General features: G+C 32.2%; 17 protein-coding genes. 6 read left to right on the top strand and 11 right to left on the bottom strand.

Annotated elements, in window-relative coordinates:
• Position 1: 1 nt before the first annotated feature.
• The 3 genes from APS56_RS04245 to APS56_RS04235 form a co-directional block, all read right to left on the bottom strand.
• Entirely contained in the window at positions 2–5,158 is a 5,157-nt protein-coding gene (locus APS56_RS04245; RefSeq protein ID WP_054725074.1) for a T9SS type B sorting domain-containing protein, read from the bottom strand.
• A gap of 155 nt (positions 5,159–5,313) precedes the next feature.
• Positions 5,314–10,236 carry a T9SS type B sorting domain-containing protein gene (locus tag APS56_RS04240; protein WP_169786428.1) on the bottom strand — a complete coding sequence of 1,641 codons (4,923 nt, stop codon included), beginning with the start codon at positions 10,234–10,236 and terminating at the stop codon, positions 5,314–5,316.
• Positions 10,237–10,359: 123 nt separating this feature from the next.
• Complete coding sequence (locus tag APS56_RS04235) at positions 10,360–13,116, bottom strand: T9SS type B sorting domain-containing protein (protein ID WP_054725069.1); 2,757 nt, start codon at positions 13,114–13,116, stop codon at positions 10,360–10,362.
• Between the two features lie 230 nt (positions 13,117–13,346).
• Between APS56_RS04235 and APS56_RS04230 the strand changes: the two genes are divergently transcribed.
• On the top strand, positions 13,347–14,405 hold the full coding sequence (locus APS56_RS04230; RefSeq protein WP_054725067.1) for a hypothetical protein: 1,059 nt from the start codon (positions 13,347–13,349) through the stop codon (positions 14,403–14,405).
• A gap of 10 nt (positions 14,406–14,415) precedes the next feature.
• On the opposite strand, the gene APS56_RS04225 is transcribed toward APS56_RS04230, so the two are convergent.
• From APS56_RS04225 to APS56_RS04205, 5 genes are read right to left on the bottom strand one after another with little or no spacing between them, the layout of a single operon-like run.
• Entirely contained in the window at positions 14,416–14,928 is a 513-nt protein-coding gene (locus APS56_RS04225; RefSeq protein WP_054725065.1) for an IS1096 element passenger TnpR family protein, read from the bottom strand.
• A gap of 40 nt (positions 14,929–14,968) precedes the next feature.
• Positions 14,969–15,982, bottom strand: coding sequence for a COX15/CtaA family protein (locus APS56_RS04220; RefSeq protein WP_054731151.1), 1,014 nt, complete (start codon positions 15,980–15,982; stop codon positions 14,969–14,971).
• Positions 15,983–16,041: 59 nt separating this feature from the next.
• On the bottom strand, positions 16,042–17,463 hold the full coding sequence (locus APS56_RS04215) for a CCA tRNA nucleotidyltransferase (RefSeq protein WP_054731149.1): 1,422 nt from the start codon (positions 17,461–17,463) through the stop codon (positions 16,042–16,044).
• Between the two features lie 51 nt (positions 17,464–17,514).
• On the bottom strand, positions 17,515–18,075 hold the full coding sequence (locus APS56_RS04210; RefSeq protein ID WP_054725063.1) for an L-threonylcarbamoyladenylate synthase: 561 nt from the start codon (positions 18,073–18,075) through the stop codon (positions 17,515–17,517).
• 38 nt (positions 18,076–18,113) lie between these two features.
• Positions 18,114–19,226, bottom strand: coding sequence for a glycosyltransferase family 4 protein (locus APS56_RS04205; RefSeq protein WP_054725061.1), 1,113 nt, complete (start codon positions 19,224–19,226; stop codon positions 18,114–18,116).
• A 324-nt stretch (positions 19,227–19,550) separates the two neighbouring features.
• On the opposite strand from APS56_RS04205, the gene APS56_RS04200 reads away from it, so the two are divergent.
• Positions 19,551–20,285, top strand: a complete 735-nt coding sequence (locus tag APS56_RS04200; RefSeq protein WP_054731147.1) for a lipopolysaccharide kinase InaA family protein — start codon at positions 19,551–19,553, stop codon at positions 20,283–20,285.
• A gap of 32 nt (positions 20,286–20,317) precedes the next feature.
• Positions 20,318–21,334 (top strand): glycosyltransferase family 4 protein, encoded by a 1,017-nt coding sequence (locus APS56_RS04195; RefSeq protein ID WP_054725059.1) that lies wholly within the window; start codon positions 20,318–20,320, stop codon positions 21,332–21,334.
• 2 nt (positions 21,335–21,336) lie between these two features.
• Here the strand turns inward: APS56_RS04195 and APS56_RS04190 are convergent, their stop codons facing one another.
• Genes APS56_RS04190 through APS56_RS04180 form a run of 3 tightly spaced genes read right to left on the bottom strand, consistent with a single transcriptional unit; the run spans position 21,337 to position 23,995 of the window.
• Positions 21,337–22,092, bottom strand: coding sequence for a glycosyltransferase family 2 protein (locus APS56_RS04190; protein ID WP_054725056.1), 756 nt, complete (start codon positions 22,090–22,092; stop codon positions 21,337–21,339).
• A gap of 33 nt (positions 22,093–22,125) precedes the next feature.
• Positions 22,126–23,172 (bottom strand): glycosyltransferase family 9 protein, encoded by a 1,047-nt coding sequence (locus APS56_RS04185; protein ID WP_054725054.1) that lies wholly within the window; start codon positions 23,170–23,172, stop codon positions 22,126–22,128.
• Positions 23,173–23,179: 7 nt separating this feature from the next.
• A complete protein-coding gene (locus tag APS56_RS04180) occupies positions 23,180–23,995 on the bottom strand; it encodes a 2,3,4,5-tetrahydropyridine-2,6-dicarboxylate N-succinyltransferase (RefSeq protein ID WP_054725052.1) in 816 nt (271 codons plus the stop codon).
• Positions 23,996–24,290: 295 nt separating this feature from the next.
• On the opposite strand from APS56_RS04180, the gene APS56_RS04175 reads away from it, so the two are divergent.
• From APS56_RS04175 to def, 3 genes are all read left to right on the top strand, one after another.
• Entirely contained in the window at positions 24,291–24,578 is a 288-nt protein-coding gene (locus APS56_RS04175) for a hypothetical protein (protein ID WP_054725050.1), read from the top strand.
• A 111-nt stretch (positions 24,579–24,689) separates the two neighbouring features.
• Positions 24,690–25,100, top strand: coding sequence for a Holliday junction resolvase RuvX (ruvX, locus tag APS56_RS04170; RefSeq protein ID WP_054725048.1), 411 nt, complete (start codon positions 24,690–24,692; stop codon positions 25,098–25,100).
• A 91-nt stretch (positions 25,101–25,191) separates the two neighbouring features.
• Positions 25,192–25,782, top strand: coding sequence for a peptide deformylase (def, locus tag APS56_RS04165; RefSeq protein WP_054725046.1), 591 nt, complete (start codon positions 25,192–25,194; stop codon positions 25,780–25,782).
• The last annotated feature ends 30 nt before the right edge of the window (positions 25,783–25,812 follow it).

The following is a 25,812-nucleotide window of genomic DNA, read 5'->3' as shown; positions in this document are numbered from 1 at the left end:
GTTAACGTTTTAGAGTAAAATGTCCAGTGTAGGTTCTGCCGTCTTCTAATAAAACTTTAAACCAATAGTCATCGTTTGGCATTAAGGAGCCATTGTAAGTTCCGTTCCAACCAATTTCCAAAGGGTTTAATTCCTTAAGGAGTTTCCCGTATCTATCATAAATGTAAATAAAACTATTAGATTGGAAATTAGAGCTTATACCTTTAATTTGCCAAGTATCATTATAACCATCACCGTTTGGAGTGAAAAATTTAAAGTATCCAACTACAGAAATATCTATAGTTGTGGTACCACAAATGGCATCACGAACTAATAATGTATATAAACCAGCTCTAACATTATTAAACACAGGGTTTTCCTGAAATGGGTAGGTAATGGTTCCATCTTTAGACTCTAGTGAAAATTCATATGATCCAACACCTAAATTTGTTGGGTTTTTAATAGTAACAGTGTTGTTTTCAGAAAAATCGTTAATTTCTATATCGTTTAAACTGATAGTTGCAATCTCAGAAGCTTTCACAAAAACAGTTTTGGATTTTGAACATAAAGTATTAGGGTTTTCAAGTGTAGCGGTATATGCACCAGGGGATGAAACCACTATGGATGGTGAATTTGAGAGCTCAGTGCCATCTTCTTCATAAATCCATTTGTAATTAAATATTTCTGATGAATTTGTTTGAAGCGCTTCTAAAACTACTGTAAACGTAGGGTCTGAAGTACATACTATTTCTTCTTCATTTAAAGAGAATTCAGGTATTGGGTTTACTATTAGATTAATAGTAGTTGTTGCTGAGCAATTTGAGTTATTAGGATTTACTACTTCCACGGATATGGTTTGGTTACTAGAAACAAGTGGGTTTGGTAATGTGTTACTTTTGGTAATTAAAGTACCATCTTTATCTAAATAATTAAAATAGATATCCATATTTGATTGGGTACCTTTAATTATATTTTCAAAAGTTGATGTGTTAAAACTATGAAGGCCATCGTTTTCATCAGTACCATCATTTCCATTGTCACAAACTATTTGGTCTGGAATGGTGTTAGCAATTATTGGCTGTTCATCTACAATAAATTCTACATCAGTTTCATCATAACAAGGCCCATTTGGATCTGTCATTACATTATTAGTCACTCGAATGGTAATAGTTTGATTTTCTGTTAAAAATGTAGGTTGAATTGGGCTTGTAACAGCCGTGCCATCTGCATACAATAAAGGAGCTCCAGTACTATTATAATAGCTTATTGTTACATCCAATGGGTTTTGTCCATTTAAAATATTGTTTTCTAATTGTGATGTATCAAAAGGATAACTTAGTATGGTATCACTTAAGTCATAATCGCATTGTCGAGGTATTGTTACAGGATTTGCTATTGGTAATGGTTCTACATTTAACAAGATATGTGCACCTAAACCTAAACAATCGTTTGCAATGGCACTATCTATCCTGACATAAATATTTTGTGAACCAGGGTAGCCTATATTTCTATAATTTGAAATGTTGGTAATTTCATTAACTTCAGCTAAAGCATCCACTTTATTTCTATAATAACGTGGCGCTAAAGGATTTTGTCCCGAAGGGATAAAACTTAAAAGAGTAGCTGTTACACTACTGAAATCAAAAGTAGCAATACCATCTCTATCATCATTATTGGAATTGTTGTTTCCATTGATATCAAGAAAATCATCACATTGATTAAAGGTTACTAAAAATGTTGAAGGGATTGCTGTGGATGAAACATTTAATGTGATTTCAGAAAAAGAAGGACAACCTAATTGAGATTCAATACGAGCCCAAATAACATCTGTGCTAATCGTTCTGTTAGTAAATGCTGTTGGATTGCTAATATAATTAGGGTTTGTAATATCTCCAGAAATTGCTGCAGCTTGTGTTAAAAAATAAGTAAATATTTCATTGGCGGCATTTGCTGAAATTTTATCATTGGCTTCAGTTAAGTTAAATGGGCTGTAGCCTACCGTTGAAGCATCTTCATCATCACATTGAATTAGAACAACAGTAGGGTTTACTATAGGTTGTGGGTATACGGTTAGATTTACTTCATTGGTATACAAACCGCAACTATTACCAGTTACGTTTAAAAATGCACGGTATTTATAAGTGTTAATAGATAATGGCGCTGCATAAATTTTTAAATCACTGGACTGTGAGCCATTATAAGTGGTATTATCAATAATAGGTGCCCAACTAATACCATCAGTACTAACTTCCCATTGCACAGTGTCAATGGAGTCACTAATTACAGAGATGGTGGTATCTAAAAGTTCACAAACTTCGGTGTTTATGGGTTGCGTTATAATGCTAATAGGGGCAGCAGTTAAATAATCTGAATTTGGAAGGGTATAACCATCGGAGGCATTATTAACTAAACCATTATAATTAATAGTGGGAATATTATCTCCTAAAAAAGTATTTCCATTACCATCAGAAAAACCAGCTTCAATAACATCGGTACAACCGTCGCCGTCACTATCTGAATCTAAATAGCTAAAAATATTGTCAGCGTCTAAATCATTAAGTATATAACCAATAAAACTACTGTCTGGAGTTGTTTCAGCCGCATCAGCCCATCCGTTGGTGCCAAATGAATTACCATCTACTATACCGTTCATATCTAAATCAGGTAAACCACTACCAGATTCATACAGATCATAAATACCATCGTTATCACTATCTAAATCGTAAAAATCATAAATACCATCCCCATCAGTGTCCGTAGGTAATGTAGTGATGTCGTAAGCATCATCTAAACCATTTAAATCAATATCAATACCTGATAAGGGTATAAATGTTCCAGTGTTTTCAATGAAATCAGGAATACCATCGTTGTCGCTATCTAAGTCTAATGCGTCTTCAATTCCATCTAAATCAGTATCTTTTTTAAAGGAAGTAAGCGAAAGTCCTCCATTAAAAATAGTAGATGTTGTAGCGTTGTTTGATGTATGAATAAAGGTAAATCCATCTACTTGATTTGCTAAAAATTGAAATGGCGTGTTTCCAGTAGGTGATGGGTTTATTTTAAAATGAATTTCGGATCCTGAAATTTGAGTAACACCAGATTCAAAAATACCATCAAAATTTGAATCTATTAATAAATGATTATCAGGATCTACTAAAGTGATGTTTTTATTTATTGGAGAAATTTTAACAATAAAATACTCACCGTCAATATTCGTGTTTGGAAGTGATATGGTTTCTTCAAACTTAATATTTACAGGTTCTGTAAATGAAATAGATAAGGTGTTTTCTGCTTCAGCTGCACTTTCTAAAACACTAGTGAAACCTCCAGAACTATTTCCGCTAAAAGGGTTAATAGTTCCAGAGCTATTTGATTGTGTATAGCTTCCACTTAAAATAGTTTTACTTCTAGTAAAATCCTCAAAGATTAGTTCGGGGTCATTAAAATCACTTAAGTTTATTATCGCATTTCCTTTCGATTCAGTGTAATTAAGAATGCCATCATTATCATTGTCTACATCTAAATTATCAATAATACCATCATTATCAATATCATCAGGGCAAATACTGATAGGAACTTCAATAGATTCTAGAAGCTCACCGGTACAGGTGATAATTCCAGCCAATTTATATTTCCCAGGAAGGAGAGGAGTAATTTCAGCGGTTGTAATCATCATATCTACATATCCCGTGCCATCATCAAAAAACCATTGAAAACTATCAAAGTTTTCAATATTTGCAGCTTTTAGTTTAACATTTGGAATACAATTACCAAGTGTTACAAATTGTGCATCAAAATTAATTTCTGGTGGACTTGGAAACCCAGAATAAAAACTACCAGAAGTGGCTGCTCCATTAAAATTAAAATAGGCACAATATAATTCATCAGTACTTTCAACGGATATGTTGCCGCTAAGCCCTGTAACTTTGTAGGTGACATAGTCAGATTTTCCATTAACATTATTGGGACCAACAGATGAAAAATTATTGATGGGTGAGTTGTTTATAGTAACAGTAGCCCCCACTTTAGTAACAATTGATATACCTCCCGTATAATTAATATTTCCAATAGATTGAATATTTGCAATATTATCTAAGTTACCACGAGTTTCGCAACTTAAAGGAGGAACGAAAAACATGCCTTGATTGGCTTCGTTAGTAGTTGCTCCTACGCCTTGGTAAACAAATACAGGTTGAGAGGTCTGGACATACATATTGCCACTGTTATTAAATTGATTGCCTTCAATTAAATAATAATCACCTGCATTTACAGTGGCTATGGAAGTGCCTCCATTGATACTTATTGAGGTGTTATTTGAATGCGCAACAATTAAAACATTTTCCCAGCCATTGGCTCCATCACCTTTTACAAAAATGTATTCTGTTCCAACTTTAGAGAGGTCTACAATCTGGTCGATACCATAATCTCTACCACCGCCATTATGAAAACTACCATTGGTAGAACCGCAATTAACAACAATAGGTTTATCTGAAGTTACCAAACAGCCTATAAGTCCATCACGGTTAATATTATTGTTATAACTATTTGTAGCTAAGGTGTAGCTTTCTCCCTTATTTAATGTTGTTATTACTGGTGTTGTACCAGAATAATTTTCTATGATAAGTCCAGATGGTAAATCGCTAAAAGAAACCTGCGTATTGTCTTCAGTAGCCATAACCGAAACAAAATTTAGATAATTACTTTGTGGATTTTCATTGGTATAGCTTCCTACCCTAAAAGTGGTTCCTAAAGATGCTAGTCCTTTACTAACCAGTGCACCTGCTTGCGAACCAGCATTTATTCTCACAGAAACATATATGACGTCTTGTGCTTCTATAATGTATCCTTTGTTGGTTTGAACAGTGCTTGTTTGGTTTACATTTACAAACAAAGGAGTGTTTCTGCCACTTCCTATGTTGTATGTAAAGGGGCTGGTATTGGAAACACTACCCGTAATATAACTTGCAGTACCTAAGCCAACAGGTTTTATTGTAAAACTTACTGAAGTAGATTTTGGCGTTGAAATGTAAATATAATGGTCTTCGGGTTCAGATGAATTTGTACCAGACTCTGTTAATGGTGGTATGTAATGGGTTTTACTTAATTGAGCAGAAATGAATCCCCCAGAAAAATTAAATACTATAAAGAAAAAACACTTTAAAATAAGTTTATTAAACATTCGTAATTCAATTAAGTATCGTTTAATTTGATTAAAGCTAAATAACTAAAGTATAACATATAATTAAATTAGACTTAACGAAATAAAAAAGGTTTATTTAAAAAAGATGAAAAGATAAAAATAACGTTGATAGGTTGTTTTATATAAAACTTATCTTATCGTTTTAAAGTAAAATGCCCTTTAAGATTCAACTCTTCACCATTGTAAAAAACTTGAGCGGTGTACCAATAATCATCAGCAGGCATATTAGCCCCGTTAAAAGTGCCATCCCATCCTGGAGATGTATGATGTAGTGTTTTAAGCAGTTTTCCGTATCGGTCATAAATATACACAACTGTTCCTGTTAGTTGATTAACCCCTGTTATATGCCAAGTATCAAAATAGCCATCACCATTTGGAGTTACAAATTTTGGAACATCTATAACCACAACTTCTTTACTTACGTCATGACATCCATTTAAATCTGTTACTGTAATAGTGTGTTCACCAATAGGTGCATTTTCAAAAATATTTGAAGTTTGTGGTTCGCCACCATCTATGCTAAAAACATAATTACCAATACCGCTAACATCAATGGTGATTCTATTAGGGTCGGCAAAATCTACTGTTGTGGTAAAATTTATATCAGCTATGGCAGATTCTATAACTTCAAATGATTTTGTTGTAGAACACCCAGTGGTTGGTGTGGTTACATTCACCCAATATGAACCAATATCATTTGGGTCTGTAAGTAATATTTCAGATGTCGTTTCCCCGGTAGACCATAAATAAATGTCACCTATATTGCTGGTCTCAGCAGAAATGGTTAGAGGTAAATTATTGATACAAAGTGTTACCACATCATCAATAGGTATTATAGGTTTTGGATTAATTGTAATATCAAATTGCGTGATATTGAAACATCCAGTAGCATTATTTTCTATTCTAGCATAAATAACCTCGCCATCTACAGATGAGTAATTTGTAGCTATGGGGTTGGTTTTAGATTCAGCATTTGCTAAATTGTCATAATAAGTAACAGTAAAATTAGAAATACTTTGAGAACCTCTAATAGCATAACTCGTACTACTTGAATTGGATAGGTCAAAAGTGAGGAAGCCATCATAGTCATCATCACAGGCTTCCAAATTTGGAGGGGTGTTTGCAATAGGGTTTGCGTTAATTTCCAAAACAAATGAAGAGGTTATAAAACAGCCGGTTGTTGGATTTTCTGTACGGAACCAAATGGTATAATTGCCAGGGTTTGTATAGTTAAATGTGTTTCCGATGTTTCCTAAACCATCATTTGCATCGTTTTCATTACTATAGTAAGTAATGTTATAATTACTTGGGTTATTTACTATTAAATTATCTACTTGTGTTAAATCATAAGTGGTACTAAAACAATCTTCTAATGTAGATATGTTATTAATGGTTGGGTAGGGGTTAACAACAAGTTGTAATGGAATTACGCTATAACATCCTGATTGGGGAGTCACTTTTATGTAGATTGTTTTAGATTCGCTTATATACGAAGTAGGATTTGTAATTTGTAAAGTATTATCAATAGTATCAGCTTCATTTTCAAAATAATTTATAACTGGTGGCGGACCAATTACTCTATCTAATATTTCAAAATCAGCAAGTTCTAAATTAAAAGTAGCCAAACCATCATTATTATCATCACAAAGTTCAAAAGGTGCAGCGTCTGTAAGCTCAATACTAGGCGTTATCCCTAAATCCAATTCTTCGATTGTATAGCACGAAGAATTAACATTTTCAATTCTAACATATAATGTTTGTTGCGGGGTAACATTGGTATAGGTGTCAGGTAATGGATTGGTGTTGCTTTCAGCCAAAGCTTCTGTTAAATGAAATGAAACATTTAAATTTTCTGGGACGCCTTGGGTGATTTCAGTTCGCTTGAAACCTAAATCAAACGCATGTTTTTCATCATTGCTTGCATCATCACACTCATTAAAAGGAATGAAAGCATTAAAAATGATTTCTGATGCCACTTTAATTTCAAATGATGAAGTAGTAAAGCAGCTTGAATCTGTAGTGTTTTCAATACGAACATATACGGTTCTATCACCAGATTTATATGGTATGTTTTTTGGAATTTCAATGCTATATGCAGAATCTTCAAAATAGAGGACTTCTTTGCCAGTTTGTCCATCTAAAATCTCTGCATCCTTGTTGCTAAATAAAAATTCAGCTTCGTTATTTTCATCACCATCACAAATAACAAAATCATTGATGCCATTAGTAGGAAAAACAGGTATTGTATTTATAATTATTTCGTAAGAAACAATTTTATAACAACTAGTTCCTGGTGTATTGTCGCCAATTCTAACATACATGGTTTGTGTATTGGCGGTATAGGTAGTTCGGTTTGTTATTGGATTTGTATTATTTTCTGCATCATCCAACGAGGTAAAAAAACCAATATCAATACCAGCAGTGCTCGAAACTATTTCTGGTATTTTGTCTTCAAGATTAAATATTTTGGTATCACTGGTATCACAAAAAACGTCATCAATTGGTTGCATGGTTTCAGGTGAAGGAACCACGCGTATATCGAAAGAATTGGAAGTATAACAGGCTGTATCTGTATTTTCAATTCTAACAAAAATTGTTTCTTGTGTATTTACGGAATACATATCCGGAAGCAGGTTTGCAGTATTATTCATGTCTGCATCTGTTTCAGTTGGAAAGAAACTTGTTGCAAAATCTGGATTACCATTTGTTATCATATCATCCAATGAATGTAAATCTATTAGAGTAATTCCATCAGTAACATCAGAGTCACTATCACAATAGGGAAGTGGGTCTACAGGATTAAATATTAAAATCGGGTTAATTATCAATTGAATATCTTCAATATCTTCACAGTTGGTTATGGTGTTTGTTAACCGAATGTATAATGTTGTTTGGTTAGGTGCAGAATATAAAGCAGATTTATCCAAAGCATTTGTATTGGCATCTCTATCGTCTTCATCTTCAAAAAAATCAACACTAATTTCAAGCGTATTAGGGTCTCCATCAAAGTCGAGGCCATTATTGATAAAAAACTCAATTGAATTAAGGTCAAAATTAGCTTCATCATTAGGGTCTGCATTGTTATCACATATTGCAAAATCTGTAATATCCGTACCTGTTAATAATAAATTGGTGTGGATTTCAATTTCAGCTACAGAAGCACATAATGATACATTATCCTCAATTCTTATAAAGACTGTTTGTACATTTGAAACAATATTGGCATAATTGGTTTCGTTGGTAATGGGATTAATTCCAAGGTCAGCATCGTTTTCAACTTCATGGTAAGTGGCTGTTACACTACTTGGGTCAATACCGTTTAAAACATTATTAAGTACTTCTGTTAAATCAAAAGTAGCAAACCCATCGTGGTCTGGATCACAAGCATCGATAAATTGCTTTTCAAAGTCAATAAGTGGACTGCTTGTTACATTAATGTTTACAGGCACAACAGAGCTTACACAGGTTGTTTGAGTATTGATAACCGTAGCAAAAACTTGGTCTGTTGGTGTTGTAGTATTTCTGTAGAGTGATGTTATAGGGTTGATACCATTAGCAGCATCTGTTGAATTATAGTAATAAGTAACCGCTAAATCAGGAAGTCCTCCTGTTATTTCATCATCTTTTTCGGTTAAATCTATAAAATAAAATCCATCATCAGGGATGTCGTCATTATCACAAACTTCAAGAGTTGTTGGTGTTATAGCGTTAGGAGCTGTATTTACTATTAAATTAAAAGATGTGTAAGTAGCACACCCTGTATCTAAGTCATTTATACGCGCAACAATAGATTGCGGATTAGTCGTGTTTGGAATTGGTGAGCTTATACTGTTTGAATTACTTCTTGCTTCTTCTTCATTATAGTGATAGGTAACATTATAATTTGAATAGGGGCTAATAGTGGCTATTTCTGAATTTTTAATGTTAAGATTAAACGTTTCAGTGTCTGTCACGTTCGACGGGTCGCCACATAATGCATAGTCGGAAAGCGTAGGAACAGGTTCTTCTGTGTTTAAAACCACTTCTATCTCATCAGATTCCACACATTCATCTCCATTAGAAAGTTGCACAGTGACTTCTACGCGATAGGTACCACTTTGCATAGCTGTATAGGACGAAGGTAGGGGGCCTGGTATGGGTGTATTATTGTAAAACCATTCATATCCTGCAAAAGGGTTTCCTGTATAAGCATTAAGAACAGCAGAGCTATTACAGGTTGAAATATCATCACCTAAATCTACTGTTTTAAAGCTATTACCTTCTATAAATACGGCAGAATCAAATTGAAAATCACTCTGGTCTGCTATTACTAATTTTATACGATAACGGGTGTAGGGGATAATAGTTGTAGAAGCGGTTAATGTGGTGGTTCTTCCATTATAATTAGTATCTCCATTTCCTAAGCCATCAAAATATTGTGTGTTTTGAGCAGGACATACAAGATTTCCAGTAGCATTGAAAATATCCGTACGAATGGTGTTTGTGTTCACGGGATCTGTGGTGCCAGGAACCAAAGCAATATTTCGGTATGCATGTAATCCAGCAGACTCTTTAATTAAAAAAGCAAAGCCATCAGATACATTACAAGGGTTTGTGCCAAAGTATTCTTCAGAGGCAAATAAATAATTAAATTGTAAATTATTGGAAGTGGATATTAAATCAAATTCTATAGAGGTGGCATTTAAAGTGTTGGTAACCTGTAAAGCATTTTCTAAGTCAGCATCTGATCCCCAATCAGTAGCCCCTTCTGTTAAAGGAGGTGTTATAGGCGTATTTCCTGCAGATTCAGCATTTCCTGTTGTTAAAACGATGCCATTTTCAAAAGGAAAATTAGATCCAGCTCTACTAAATTGTCCGTAACTAGAAAAACCAGAGGCTGATCCATTTATTGACGAGCTAATGTTTGATATTTCAACACAGCCATTTTTTATGAGATTGTCCAGAATAAGTTGTTCTAAAGGTATAGAACTATCTACTGATATTAGCTGAGAATGCAAGTTGCTTAAGCTGCAAATAAATATAAATAAGGAAATATAATATGGTAGGTTTTTTTTCACTTTGCTTTATTTGGGTAAAAAACATTATGTTGAATCTGTTTAAATTGCGAAAAATAGACAAGTTAAAGGCTAGAAGCAAAAAAAACAGACAAAAATGCATTTTTGTTTGTTGATTTGTTGATACTATCTTTTTAAGGTAAAATGATTTTTGAAAATTCTACCATCTTCTAATGTTACTAAAAACCAATAATCGTCCGCAGGAAGTAATTTGCCATTAAATAAACCGTCCCATCCATTTCCTGTGGGGTCAATTTCTTTAATCAATTTTCCATAACGATTATATATTAAAACTTTGGAGTTGGAATAAAATTGTTCTGATATTCCAAATACTTGCCATGTATCATTAAAACCATCGTTATTTGGGGTAAAAAATTTAGGGAATCCAATAACAGGTACTTGAAGAGTTGTTGTTCCACAATCATTTTTAACATCTTTAATAAGTATTGTGTGTATGCCAGGTGGAATGTTATTAAATACAGGGTTCTGTTGAAATGGCACATAAAAATAATCAGAATCATTTTCTATGGCATATTCATAAGTGCCAGTTCCTGAAACAAATAGGCTTATAACATTATTTTGTGTAGCATCGGTTACTTCAAATTTTGGATCTGTAGCTATGCTTGATTCTAATACGTTAATAGTACGTTCTTTAGAACAGTTTGTGGATTTGTTGGTAATTAAGACGGTGTATATTTTTGCTTCATTTATATCTATTTGATAAGTGGTTTCCCCTGTAGACCATTGGTAGTTATAATCAGAAATAGTGGCAGATGGATTTACAGAGTTTAATTTTCCAGCATTTATAGTTATGGTTTCGGGGAAATAATTGCTACAATAATAAGTGGTTTCTTCAACCTCAATATTTGGTAGTTTATTAACAGTTAAGTGTACATCCATAATACCATTACAAGCATTTTGGTTTTCATAACGCGCATGAATGGTTTGTGAATAGGGTGTTGTGTTTTTGTAAGTACTTCCTGTTAGTTCATTTTTTTCTAAAAGTGCATCTTCAATGGTTTCATAGTAAATTATAGGAAATATTATATTTTTTTGTGTTTGAATTTCTGAAGTGATGGTATTAAGATTAAAAGTGTTAAAACCATCTTCAGAATTTAATTCATCGCATAAAGCGGTTGCTGTAAAATTATCACGAGGCACATCATTTACTGATAGGGTTAATATAGAGCTATCAAAGCAAGAATCCTTAAATACTTTAACATAGATAGGGTTTGGATTACTTGTGTCATGATAATAATTATTGCCATCAATTTCTATAGTTCTTCCCAAATCAGAATAAAATTTTGTTGTTAAGCCAGCAATACCACCTGTTAATTCATCATTAGCTTCATTGAGATTAAAACGGGTAATACCACCAGGAATTCCGTCTTCATCACATTGAACAAGTGTAGCGTCATAAGCCACTGGTAAAGGATTATAAGAAACATAGGCTTCCCCTTCAAGTAAACCATCGCAGTTTCCAGTTTGTTGGTCTATTACCACTTTATATAATCCTACTTGTGAAACTTCTAAATCAAAATCATTGTTACTTAAGGGTTGATCGTTAAAGGTCCAAATATATTTTGCTCCTGGTATTTCAGGGCCTTTTAAAATGTAAGTATCTCCAACACATAAGGATAAGTTGGTAGAAGAGGATTGGTTTCCTATAATGTCAATTTTTTCAGAAAAAAAAGATGAAATAAAAGGAGGAAGTCCTTGGCTTGAATTGGAGCTTAATGCTACAGCATTGTGCTCATAATCACATGCAGGTCCACGTTCATTGGGGTTATTAATTGTAGAAAGGTATGGCGCTCCAATATTATAAGTAGTGCTCATGGCTCTGTAAATTTTTCCATTTGGCCCTAATTGTAACGCTCCGCGATATTGTGGTCTAGCATCAATTACAATCTCACTATCACTAATGTTAGCTGCGGTTAAATCATATTGAAGTAAAGAACCATATTGACTGGATGGAACGTCAGTTTCTTCTCTAGAAGGATTGTAATAAGCAGATACATAGAGTAGTTCATTGTTTTGAGAAAATTCTACACCATAAGGAGATTGAGGCTTTCCTGGTTGATAAAAATTGATATTTATAGGTTTTTGATTGCTTACAATACCTGTTGTAGCATCAAAATCATATAAGTATAGTCCTGATGTTGCATTAGCGCATGCTAATTTTGTACCATCAGGGGATAGCTTTAAATATCCTCTAGCGTCCTCAACATACACATTAAAAGTTGATATTACAGGTGTTGTGTTAACTCCTGAAGTAGAAATTTCATAAGCATAAAATGTGTCGAAATATGAAGAGGGACCACCGGAAGCTCCAAAAGTTATAATCCAAATAGATTGAGAAATACAGTCTTTTAATACAGCACTGATTTTTTCTGAGCTATATGGTAGTAAATTGGTGTTTTTTGTAGAGGCAATGACATCACCTAAGCCACCATTTAAAGTTAAATCAACGGTAGAATAATTAAAACCTCTATTGGGGTCGTTGTCATTTGTAGACGTGTCAACTGTAAAAATATAATAAATATTAGGATCGTCAGGTTTTGGAACTACAATGGCTGATTGAGAGCTTGAAGGGTCTCCGTAAAGGCCATTCCCATAAGAGCTGTTTGCATTAAACATGGGTTGGTGTAATTTGTTCCATATGCTAATTCCATCTGTGTAAAATAATAAATTGCCATTACTATCTGATATTGTTGTACAACCTTCATAAGTGTCTAATTTTCCATCTGATAAATTAGTAGTTGATCCATCAGGATTAAATTTCATACCTGCATAAGATCCAAAGTACCAATTATTGGCTTCTTTTTGAGCGAAAGAGCTTATTACAAAAAGGCATACTAATAATAGGGTGAGGGCGTTTTTCATTTTTACTTAGTGATAGTAATCAAAGATATTATAAATCCTTAGTTTATAATAATTGTGACGACAAAAAGACAAATTAAGCAGTTCTACTAAAAAAAAGATATTTTTTATTGAAATAATAAAAATTTTGAAAAGGTTTTATACATACATTTTATCTTAAATTTTTTATAAATAGATTGCTTTTTTTTGAATCCAATACCATTAAAATCTGTAATTTTGAATAACTTTATGCTATGCAAGATTTAAAGATTTCAAAAAAGAAACCATCCTATCCAATCACAGAAAAGTTAAGTAAATATCTTTTTGAATATAACAGAAATATTAACTTACCTATTCTGTATGATGATTTGCTCCGTTTTCAAGGCTCCATTGTTGTTTATGACAAAAATGATGAAGATACACTTTGGGTTCGTGTGTATTATAATGAATTTGATAGACAAGAAATAGATTTGTCTTTAAAAAAAGTGTATTCCATATTTCGTTCTGATGGTAATGAAAGTACCATTGCCTATTTAAATGTGGATGCTATTGACTACTGTACCTTTGGGAACTCCAAACCTTTTCGCATTAAAATAAGAAATATTCTTAATGATAATTACACATATTTTTATGTTAAGAAAGCTGATGCATCTCGTATTTATGGGTTGGAGTTAGAGCATATGTTGTCACCTTATAATTTGAATTTTTTAGTTCATGATGACACATTAATTGAAGATCATATTGCAGGAATACCTGGTGATGAGTTTATAAAAAATATGCTCCCAAAGTGTAGTAAATCGGAAAAAACACAAATAGCTAAAGAGTTTGTGAAGTTTAATGAACGCTGTATGATACGCCTTTTGGGAGATATGCGTTCTTATAATTATGTTATAGTAACCACTCATGATTTTGATCATGTAGAATATAATATTAGACCCATTGATTTTGATCAGCAATCTTATGAAGGCAAGTTTAACGTATATAGACCTCAGTTTTTTAAGGAAAATTTAAAAATGGTTGAGTTAGTTGCTGAGAGTTTTCAAAAACTATCGATTGATCAATATAAAATTGAAGAACGTTCTATTTTGGTAAAACGTTTAAAGAGTTTTCAAGATAGAATTAAAGAATTAATGGCGTGTATGGTTGATGACACAATTTCTAAAAAGGATCATATTGATATGCTTAAAGGAAAGATATACGATTATACTTTGGATGATAAATTTATGGAATGCCAATCTATGGGAGAAATTTTACTAAATGCATTTGAATTTTTAAAGCATAACTATGAAAATGTGAATCCACAAAAAATGTAGTTGTTTTGTTTTAATTCCAATTTTCATCAAAATCTAAATTGTCATAATCATCAATATCTAATCCGTCTTCAAATTCGTCAAAATCATCGTCCAAATCCGCTTCAAAGTTTTTCTCAGGAGCATCATCTGGAATTTGTCCATGAACAAACATAAGGTTTGGATAGTCAACGCCTTCAGCTTCTTCAACAATTTCTGCTAATTCCACATAAAAGGTCCACATACTAAAAAAGTCATACACATAAATAAGTCTTGTTTGCATTTCGTGTACCACATCGTTTAAAGTGGTTTCGTTCATTAAGCGAGTAGGATTTTCATCACTCAAATCAAATAAAGAAATTTCTTCGCCCTGATTCCATTGTTCATCACTGACATAAAACGATGCCATTTCATTACCTTCAAATCCAAAAGACTGGTTTATGGCGTTGTGTAAGTCTTCAAGCGTATCAGCTTCACGGATTTCTAAATCACGGAACACATCGTCTTCGGTATCATTATCAAGGATGACTCTAAATCTATAAATCATTAGTAGAAAAAATTAGTCTGCAAATGTATGCATTTTTTGTTTATTTACTAAAACGATGTAAGGTAAAAGTCATGGCACTCAATAGGAAAAAAGCTCCTACTTGATGTGCAATTCCCAACCATAAAGGTACAGCCATTACTATCGTTAAAATTCCTAATAAAAATTGAAAACCAACTAAGATTAATAACACGTTGATACTTTTTTCTTGAAGTAGTGTTAATGACATTTTTCGAGACTTCATCCAAAGCATAACAATGGAAATGACTACCAAATAGGCTAAAGTTCTATGAACAAATTGAATACCACTTGGGTTTTCAATGAGGTTTTTGTAAAATGGCTCTAATACGTAAACTGTTTCGTGTATGAATTTATTTTCATTCATCAATGGCCAATGGTTATGCAGTAAACCAGCCTTAAGTCCTGCAACAAATGCACCGTAAACTATTTGTATAATTAAAATGAGGTAACTAATTATTATTAGATTTCTAAACTTAATATTGATGGGTTTTCTGTTGGTATAAATTAAATCTAATGCTACCCATAGGGTTGCAGCAAATGTTAAGAATGCGGTTGTTAAATGTGCGGCTAACCGATAATGACTCACGTCTGGCATATCTACTAAGCCACTTTTTACCATATACCAACCTAAAAAACCTTGAAAACCACCAAGTACCAACAATATGATGCATTTTTTAATGGTTGCTGTTGTGAGTTGTTTAGTTGCAATAAAGTAAATAAAGGGAATAATAAAAACCAAACCAATAACTCGGCCAATAAGCCTATGTAGCCATTCCCAAAAATAGATACTTTTAAAATCTTCTAAAGTGAAATGGTAATGCAGTTTTTGGTATTCAGGATATTGTTTATATAAATCAAAAGCTTCTTGCCATTCAACTTCTCCTATGGGAGGAATGGTTCCTGTAATTAGTTTGTAATTCGATATGGATAAACCAGAATCGGTGAGTCTAGTAATACCGCCAACTATCACCATTATAAAAATGAGTATACACCCTGTAAGCAGCCAGTAAATTACTTTTTTGTTGTTTTTTTTCATTTTTGTCATTCTCGCAAAGGCGGGAATCTAATTTATATGGTTAGAAAATACTAATTTGACTATTGATTATTTACAATCAATCCTAATTTCTTTCCTTTTTCCAACATCAACTTAAACGCAGCATCGTGTTCGTTTGGAATTTCACCTTCAAGAATAGCTTCTTTAATAGCTTCCTTTATAATACCAATTTCACGTGATGGTTTCAAATTGAATGTTTTCATTATTTCTTCACCTGAAACAGGGGGTTGAAAATTTCTAACTTGATCTCTTTCTTCAACTTCAATAATTTTATCTCTAACAATTTTAAAATTATTATGATATTTATTGAATTTTTTAGTATTTTTTGTAGTGATATCTGCTTCGCAAAGTGTCATTAAATCTTCTACATAATCACCAGCATCAAAAACCAAGCGACGTACAGCAGAATCGGTAACTGTATCTTCAGCAAGAACAATAGGGCGCGAACTCATCAAAACCATTTTTTGAACAAATTTCATTTTTTCATTCAGCGGCATTTTTAAACGCTTAAATATATGATATACCATTTTTGAGCCTTTAAATTCATGTCCGTGAAAGGTCCAGCCTACTTTTTTGCTAAATTTTTTGGTTGGAGCTTTTCCTATATCATGTAAAAGTGCTGCCCAACGTAACCATACATCATCAGTGTGTTTTGCAATATTATCAACAACTTCAAGAGTGTGATAAAAATTATCTTTATGGCGTTGACCATCTACTTCATCTATACCTTTTAAGGCAGTAAGTTCTGGGAGTATGTAATTTAATAATCCTGTTTTTTCAAGTAATAGAAAACCAATAGAAGGTGTTGTGCTTTCTAAAATTTTATGGAGTTCAACAACAATACGTTCATTAGTAATGATTTTTATGCGTTCCCTATTTTTTGATATAGCTTTTAACGAGTTGTCTTCAATTTTAAAATGAAGTTGTGACGCAAACCGTATGGCTCGAAGCATACGCAATGGGTCATCACTATAGGTAATATCTGGGTTTAAAGGTGTACGGATGATTTTATTTTTTAAATCATCTATACCATTAAAGGGATCTAATAACTCTCCAAAGCTTTCGTTGTTTAAATTTAATGCCAAGGCATTGATGGTAAAATCTCGTCGGTTTTGGTCGTCTTCAAGCGTACCATCTTCTACCATTGGATTTCTACTATTTTCGCTGTAGGATTCCTTTCGTGCACCTACAAATTCAATTTCAATATCACCATGCTTAAGCATGGCGGTGCCATAAGTTTTAAAAATTTGAACCTTTGGTTTGTTGGGAAGGTTTTTTGCTACTTGCTTAGCTAAAGAAATACCACTTCCTATAGCAACTATATCAATATCTTTTACATGGCCACGTTGTAGCATAAAGTCGCGTACAAAACCACCAATAACAAAACTATCCAAATGAAGTTCTTTAGCTGATTTTGAAATGATTTTAAAAATAGGGACTTGTAATGCTTGTTTGTAATTCATAAGTATTTTGTCACATTTCCATAGTCTTACATGCATTGACTATTGGTCATATTATGCTCTTATAACCTTTACAACGCCATTATTGCTTAGCTTGATAATAGCTGATGGTTTTGAACAAATTTTTTCGCGGTGCAAATTTACAACATAGTCTACACCTTTTAAAACCTCCTGAGTTATTTCTTTATATGATTTTGGTGTCGGTTGGCCACTTATATTAGCTGATGTTGAAACAATAGCTCCATTAAGTTTCCGACATAATTGAAAACAAAAATCGTCATCTGGGATGCGAATGGCAATAGTGCCATCTTCAGCAATTAAATTTTGAGCTAGGTTTTGAGCATCATCATAAATAATAGTGGTTGGGGAGTCTGTAATATCTATAATATCATAAGCCGCTCTCGGAATGTCTTTTACGTATTTTTTTAACATTCTGTCATCAGCTACTAAGCAAATTAAAGCTTTAGAATCTATACGTTGTTTTAGTTTAAAAATTTTTTCAACAGCTTTTGGGTTTGTAGCATCGCAACCAATACCCCAAACGGTGTCTGTAGGGTAGAGGATTAGGCCTCCATTTTTTAAAACTTCAATGGCCTTTTTTATATCGTTTAGCATAGCAATTAATGTAGATGTTCTTTTTTATGAAAAGTGAATTATTTGTTATCTATTATGGATTTGTAAACATTAAGCGTTTTTTGAGCCATAGTTGTCGAAGAAAAATCAGCCATGATTTGTGTATGTGATTTTTCTATAAATTTATTTTTTAAGTCTTCGTTTGAATGTAATAAAACTAATTTATTCGATAAATCTTTGTAGTCATTAATATCTGATAAAAATCCATTTTCGCCATCTTTTATGATTTCAGGAATACCACCAGCGGCGGTAGACACTACGGGTATTTTAAAAAAGAAAGCTTCATTAATAACTTGAGGTAAACCTTCTGATTGTGAGGTTAGTAGGAATATGTCAAACTGTGGAATAAAAGCAGAAGCATTATCAATAAAATCGGTAAAAGTTATGTGCTTTTCTAAATTAAATTCTTTTACTTTATTAAGGTAATTTGATGTTCTATTTGTGAAATCTCCAATTTGAACAAAATGAAAGTCTTTTATGTTTTTTGTATTCACAACATCATTAACAACATTGATAAATGTCAATAGGTTTTTGGCTCTAATATGATTGCCTATATTGCCAATAATAATTTTGTTCTTTGAAATCTTATATTTTTCTCTTAATAAATAATCGGTTTGGTCATTTTTATTGCTAAACCTAATACCGTTATAAATAGTTAATATTTTTGAGGTTTCTTGTATACTTTGTGATGCTACTTGCTCTACAGCCTTAGAAACACAAATGTACTTTTGTATTTTAGGGTAATTATATTTATAAAGTGTAGATTTTTTATTTCTTATAGGAAAGGATGTTTTTTTTCCGTAAACAAAGTTAGGTAGTTTTCCGTAAATTCTGTCTGCTATAACAGTTAATGTCAGTGCTGTGGGGTCGTGCAAATGAATGAGGTCTATTTTATTGAAAATACACACTCTAATAAGTTTAAATATAAATCTTGGGTCTATTTTTATACCAAGGGGCGCAGCAATGTAATTATAGTTCCCTCGTTTTAGTCTCTTGTGAAAATCACTGTTTTTTACACAAAGAATAATTTGATTTACATCAGAAGTAGATTTGTTTAATTCATAGTATAAATTTTCTAAATGATTTTCGCCTCCACCCCAACTTGATACTCCAGAAATATGTAAAATTGTCATTAGTTATATTTATTGTAATTGATGGTTTGTTTGGCTTTTAATGATAGAAAAAGCTGTGTTTTTTGATTGAAGTTTCTGTTAAATTTTACGATATTTAGCATGAAGAAATGTTCAAATTATAGCAATTTTGTACAGTTGTTATTTGTATTGGTAAAAGTATAAAAGTTATTTTAATTTCTTAAGTTAGGTGTATTTATTATCTTTGCATTCTTTGTTTTATATAAAAATATAAAAGATTTTTATATAGATAAACCGTTTGTATTTAATTTAACAGAACTAAATTTTTTAATGAAAAGTAACCATAAGATTCGAAAGAAATATTTAATGGCAACAGATTTTTTTGATGATATCATCAAAAACTTTGAAACCAAAGGAGAAGAATATGGTAATCAAGACCGCAATACTTTAAAGCTATTTAAGTTTAAGAAAAAAACGCTCAATGTTAAGTCGTTTAAAACCCCTAATATTGTTAATCAAATAGCTTATCGTTTTTTTAGAAAGAGCAAGGCACAACGTTCTTTTGAATACGCAAAAAAGCTTAAAAAATTAAAAATTGTTACTCCACAACCCATTGCTTATTATGAATATACTACTCCTTTTTTTTTTAAAAAGAGTTATTATATAAGTGAACATTTAAATTATGATTTAACATACAGAGAATTAAACAATGATTTAAATTATCCAAATCATGAAGCTATTTTAAGAGCTTTTACACGTTTTACTTTTAATATGCATGAAAATGATGTTCATTTTTTAGATCATTCTCCAGGAAATACTCTTATTCTTTTGAGGGAAGGTAGTTATAAATTTTATTTGGTTGATTTAAATAGAATGAATTTTGGGCCGTTAGATTTTCAAACACGGATTAAAAACTTTGCACGTTTAACGACTCATAAATCTATGGTAGAAATTATGAGTGATGAATATGCCAAATGTTTAGGGGTAGAATATGATAAGGTTTTTAATCTAATGTGGGAAGAAACTAAAAATTTTCAAAATAAATTTCATCGTAAGCAGAAATTAAAGAAAAAGTTGAAATTCTGGAAATCTTATAAATAAGTATATTAATATTGATTTAAACAAGCTTAATTATGGATGATTTTGGAGAGAAACTTTATTTTATACTATTTCATAAATGGAAGTATTTATGGGCGATGTTACTCTCAAAGTTTGATGCCTCGCCATTATTAGGTTCCGTTAAAAAAGTGACATTTATAGCTAGGGAAAAAGATAAAGAATGGATTTTTGGAGCTAAAGTAAGGAGGCTCTCTAAATTTTCATCGTTGAATGCTGATACTTACTTTCATGATAAATTAAAAGGTTTACCTGAATCTGATGGTTACTATTATATTTATCAAAATTATTTTTGTCGTTGTATTCGAAGTACGCCAAGTATTTTGAATAAGAAAAACATAGTGATGTTTACGCACCCTAATTGGACTAAGAAATACTCTAAAACTCATGTTGTTTGGTGTCTTAATAAGGCTGATTATATTATTTGCTTAAATTCATCTATAAAGGATTATTTAATTGAAATTGGTATAAAACCTCAATTGCTTAAGGTTTTACATATAGCTACATCTTCAAGCTTTTTTTATGAACATAAAAGAGGCAATGGAGGTATTGGGTTTTGTTCTATTTTTGGGCCTCGTAAAAACCCTGATTTAATTTTTGATATTGTCAAAAATATGCCTGATAGAGTATTTTATTTAATAGGAAGAGAATGGGATAATTATGAGAAGTTTGATGAATTAAAGCGATTACCAAACTTTACGTATTATGATAACTTACCTTATGAATCATATCCAGATTTGTATAATAAAATAGATGTTTTTGTATCACCTTCATCGCTTGAAGGTGGCCCTGTTCCTGTACTTGAAGCTATGATGTCTAACTGTGTTCCTGTTGCTTCTAATACAGGTTTTTGTCCCGATTTAATAAGTCATAATGTAAATGGTTTTATTTTTAATACACAAGCTACTTATAAAGAAGTAATTCCTTTAATAGAAAAAGCTTTTGAACTTGATACAGATATTAGAAGTACAGTAATGCCTTATACTTGGGAGAATTGTGCTAAAACTATTGACGCTTTGTTTTTAAGTAAATAATCTTACTGTCTGTTTTTTCTCAATAACCAAACTTTCACATAGCGCATAAAAATAACATAACCTTGAATATAGCCAATGGTTAAACCAACCACGCCATCTCTAAAACCACTTTGTACTATATAATGTTTAAAGAAGCCCCAGAAAGGCTTAACTACAAAATGATAAGGTGTTAGCCTACCCGTTTTTGTATCATAATCTTTAGCTTGCCAAGTGGCATAACGATTCATTTTTTCAATATACTTATCAAAAGTAATATAGGTATTATGATACAGTTTGTTTTTTAGTTTGCCAATATGTCCTTGAGCTATAATTTCAGCATGTACATGTTTGTCTTCATATTTACAGAAATCACGTTTAAATAAGCGGATAACCGAATCGTTTCTCCAACCGCTATAATGTACGGGTTCTCCCATAAAATGATTGAGTCTTCCAATCCAATAAGCAACAATATGGTCTTTGGGGTTTTTGAGGGTGTCTAAAATTTCATTTTTAAGTTCTGGAGTTACACGCTCATCTGCGTCCACTAATAAAACCCACTCATGTTTGGCTTGTGGAATGGCCCAGTTTTTTTGAGATGCTGAATATTCATAATCTCGTCTGATAACCTTCACATCAAGTTCTAATGCTTTTTCATAGGTGCCATCTGTGCTAAAACTATCAACTATCAGAATTTCATCAGCAAAACTTACCGAAGCAACAACAGCTTCAATATTGTGTATTTCGTTTCCCGTGGGAATAATAGCGGTAAGTTTGGTCATTATTTCTGTTTTTTTATTAAGAACAGTGTAAGGCTAATTTAAGAAAGTCTTAAGTTTTTCAATAAAAAACTCAGGTTTAAATGCCTCATAAAGTTTTAAAGATTCCTTTTTCATGTCTTTTTCAATCTTATCAGAATACAACTCAGGTTTATAGTGTTTTAAGTGCACGTTTATATGATGATGATTTTCAAAAGTGCCCCAGGTAGTTGTATCAATCCATGGAGAAAAAATAGCAAATGTATTAATGTTTAAAGCCTTAGCCATATTTATAGCACCTCCTTCATTGCCAATTAATGCATCACAATGATAAGTAATTGCTAAAAAATCTCGTAAACTTTCACCAAATACATCAAATAAAATATGTTTCTGGCTTTTAGGCTTACATAAATTATAGATGGTTTTAGCTTCGGTTAGTTGGTTAGGGATGTAATTGAATAAAATTTGACCGTTGGTTTCCTCTACAACAGTATCAATAACTTTAGCTATATACTTAAAAGGATAAGTTTTGTTTAGGCTACTACCTAAAACACTTATCATGTATAGTGATTGGTCAAAATTGATACCACTTTCCTCTAAAAAGGATTGGCTGTTTTCAATTTCTTTTTTAGAAATAAAAATTTTAGGTATCTCAGAAGTTTTGTTAATACCCAAAGGCTTTAGCAATTGCAGCCTATGCTCAATAGCTAATCCTGCTTTTGTAGCAGTAGTTAATTTGCGCTTAATGTTGTGATTGTATATAGAGGTAGTATAATATTTGTAATAAGATATTTTTGTTTTTGCTCCAGAAAACAAAGTAATGATGTTGCTAGATAGTTTAGAGTAAACATCTATAACAACATCAAACTTTTCTTTTTTTACCGATTTTATAAGTCTATAAAATTCCTTTTTATTTGATTCTGCTTTTTTTGTAAAAAAAATAAACTTATCTATAAAGGGGTTGTTTTCAACAACAGAAAATGTGTGGGTGTTAATCAAGTAATGCAATTCGGCGTTTGGATATTCATCTTTAATAGCCTTAAACAAAATACTTGATGTTAAAACATCCCCAATCATTTTCTGCTGTATGATAAGTATTTTCATTTAAAGCTTAAACAGCAACATCATTTTCACGAAGCGCATCGTTTAAAGATGTTTTTTTATTGGTACTTTCTTTGCGTTTTCCAATAATTAAGGCGCAGGGTACTTGATAATCGCCAGCAGCAAATTTTTTGGTATAGCTACCTGGTATTACTACAGAACGAGCAGGTACGCGGCCTTTCATTTCAACAGGTGTGTCTCCGGTTACATCAATAATTTTTGTACTCATTGTTAAAACCACGTTAGCGCCTAAAACGGCTTCGGTTTCAACATGCACTCCTTCCACTACAATACAACGTGATCCTACAAATACATTGTCTTCTATAATCACAGGAGCAGCCTGAAGAGGTTCTAAAACACCTCCAATTCCTACGCCACCTGATAAATGGACATTTTTACCTATTTGCGCACAACTACCAACAGTAGCCCAAGTATCAACCATAGTGCCTTCATCTACATAAGCACCAATATTTACATAACTTGGCATTAATATAGTTCCTGGAGATAAGTAAGATCCTTTTCTTGCAGAAGCACCTGGAACAACTCGAACCCCTTGTTCTTTATAGTCTGTTTTTAAAGGCATTTTATCGTGGTATTCAAAAATACCTGCTTCTAAAGTTTCCATTTTTTGAATTGGGAAATATAAAACTACAGCTTTTTTTACCCATTCGTTTACTTGCCATCCACCTTCAATAGGCTCAGCTACTCGTAATTTTCCTTTATCTAATAGTTCAATAACTTCTCTAATTGCTGAAGTTGTAACGTCATTCTTTAATAAGTCTCGGTTATCCCAAGCTTTTTCTATAATGTTCTGTAATTCTGTCATTGGTGTTTAATGTTTGTCGCAAAGATAGTATTCTATGTTTTATTTTTCATGTAAAATGACCGAATATCTGGTGTTTTTTGAGAGCTAAATTTTAGTGTTTTTTCTTTAAAAATATTAAATGAGCAGATGAACTGCATTTCAAGGTGTTTTTTGTCGTTAAAAATAAGATGTTTACCTATTCGTCGTTGAAAATATGCCGCTTCACTACTAATCGAATTTCCTTGTAGGTACAACTAATTTATTGTTTTGAAGGTCTTTGGAGAATATATATTTGTCTCATCAAACAATAAGAACAATGAAAACTATTTACACTTTATTAATTTTATTACTAACGGTTACTTTTGCAAATGCTCAGAGTAATGATGTAAGTGCAGAGGCTTTAAAAAACAATACGGTTACTGTTTCTAAAACTAATGAGGATGTAAATGAAAAAGAAAATGAGGCATTGTTAATTGATGCTAATAAGGTAAAAGAATCTGTTGCAAGAAGTGCAAGTGATATTAGAATTTACTTAAACATAGAAAGAAATGTAGATAACATTAGCTTGTTATTCCCTAACATAAACAAACAAAAATCAGCTTAAGAATAAAAATTCAAATATTAATAATTAAGGTTAATTGTCAATTTAAGAAAGACTGTCTGAAAAGGCAGTCTTTCTTGTTTTAATACTTTATTTTTGTTAAAAATTAAAAGGATGGCTCGTATTTTGGCAATAGATTATGGAATGAAAAGAACCGGTATAGCGGTAACTGACGAGCTACAGATTATTGCTTCTGGCTTAACAACTATAAATACAAACGAACTTATAAAGTATTTAAAAGAATACACCACTAAAGAAACTGTTGAACTGTTTGTTATTGGAGAACCTAAACAAATGGATAATACGGCCTCTGAAAGTGAAGCACTTATAACGCCATTTATAGTTAAATTAGAAAAGCAATTTCCTCATATTCCTATTGTTCGTGTTGATGAAAGGTTTACTTCTAAAATGGCATTCCAAACCATGATTGATAGTGGGCTCAAGAAAAATCAACGGAAAAATAAAGCATTGGTAGATGAAATTAGTGCCACGCTTATTTTGCAAAGTTATTTGTATTCAAAGTAGTTTTTTTTGATTATAGCCTTTTTAAGCATCAAAACGTTTCCTAAATATTAATTAAGAATTGTATTTTTGCAGCAACCAATCAAATAATTTCATGATTTTACCAATTATAGCCTACGGCGACCCTGTTTTAAAGAAAAAGGCAACGGATATTGAAAAAGGATATCCAAATTTTGATACGCTTTTATCAAATATGTTTGATACTATGAACAATGCCTATGGAGTAGGGCTAGCCGCTCCTCAAATAGGATTGTCAATTCGATTGTTTATTGTTGATACAACACCTTTTTCAGAAGATGAAGAGCTAACAGAAGAAGAAAAAGCTCAGCTAAAAGCATTTAAACGTGTTTTTGTAAATCCTAAAATCATTAAAGAAGAGGGGGAAGAGTGGGCATTTAACGAAGGCTGTTTGAGTATCCCGAATGTTAGGGAAGATGTTTTTAGAAAACCCAAAATAACGATTGAATATCTGGATGAAAACTTTGAACCACACACTGAGGTTTTTGATGGTTGGATTGCTCGCGTCATTCAGCATGAATATGACCATATTGAAGGTGTTTTGTTTACTGATAAATTATCAGCATTTAAAAAGCGCTTGATAAAAGGTAAGCTTATAAATATTTCTAAAGGTAAAATAGATGTAGATTATAGAATGCGATTTCCTGCACAAAAAAAGACGCGATAATATTTGCAAAACAGTTGTAAACAGATGATA

The sequence above is a fragment of the Pseudalgibacter alginicilyticus genome (genome assembly GCF_001310225.1).
GTDB classification, from domain to species: domain Bacteria; phylum Bacteroidota; class Bacteroidia; order Flavobacteriales; family Flavobacteriaceae; genus Pseudalgibacter; species Pseudalgibacter alginicilyticus.
The sequence above is the reverse complement of the archived record's forward strand: the minus strand, read 5'-3'. Positions and strand labels throughout refer to the sequence as shown.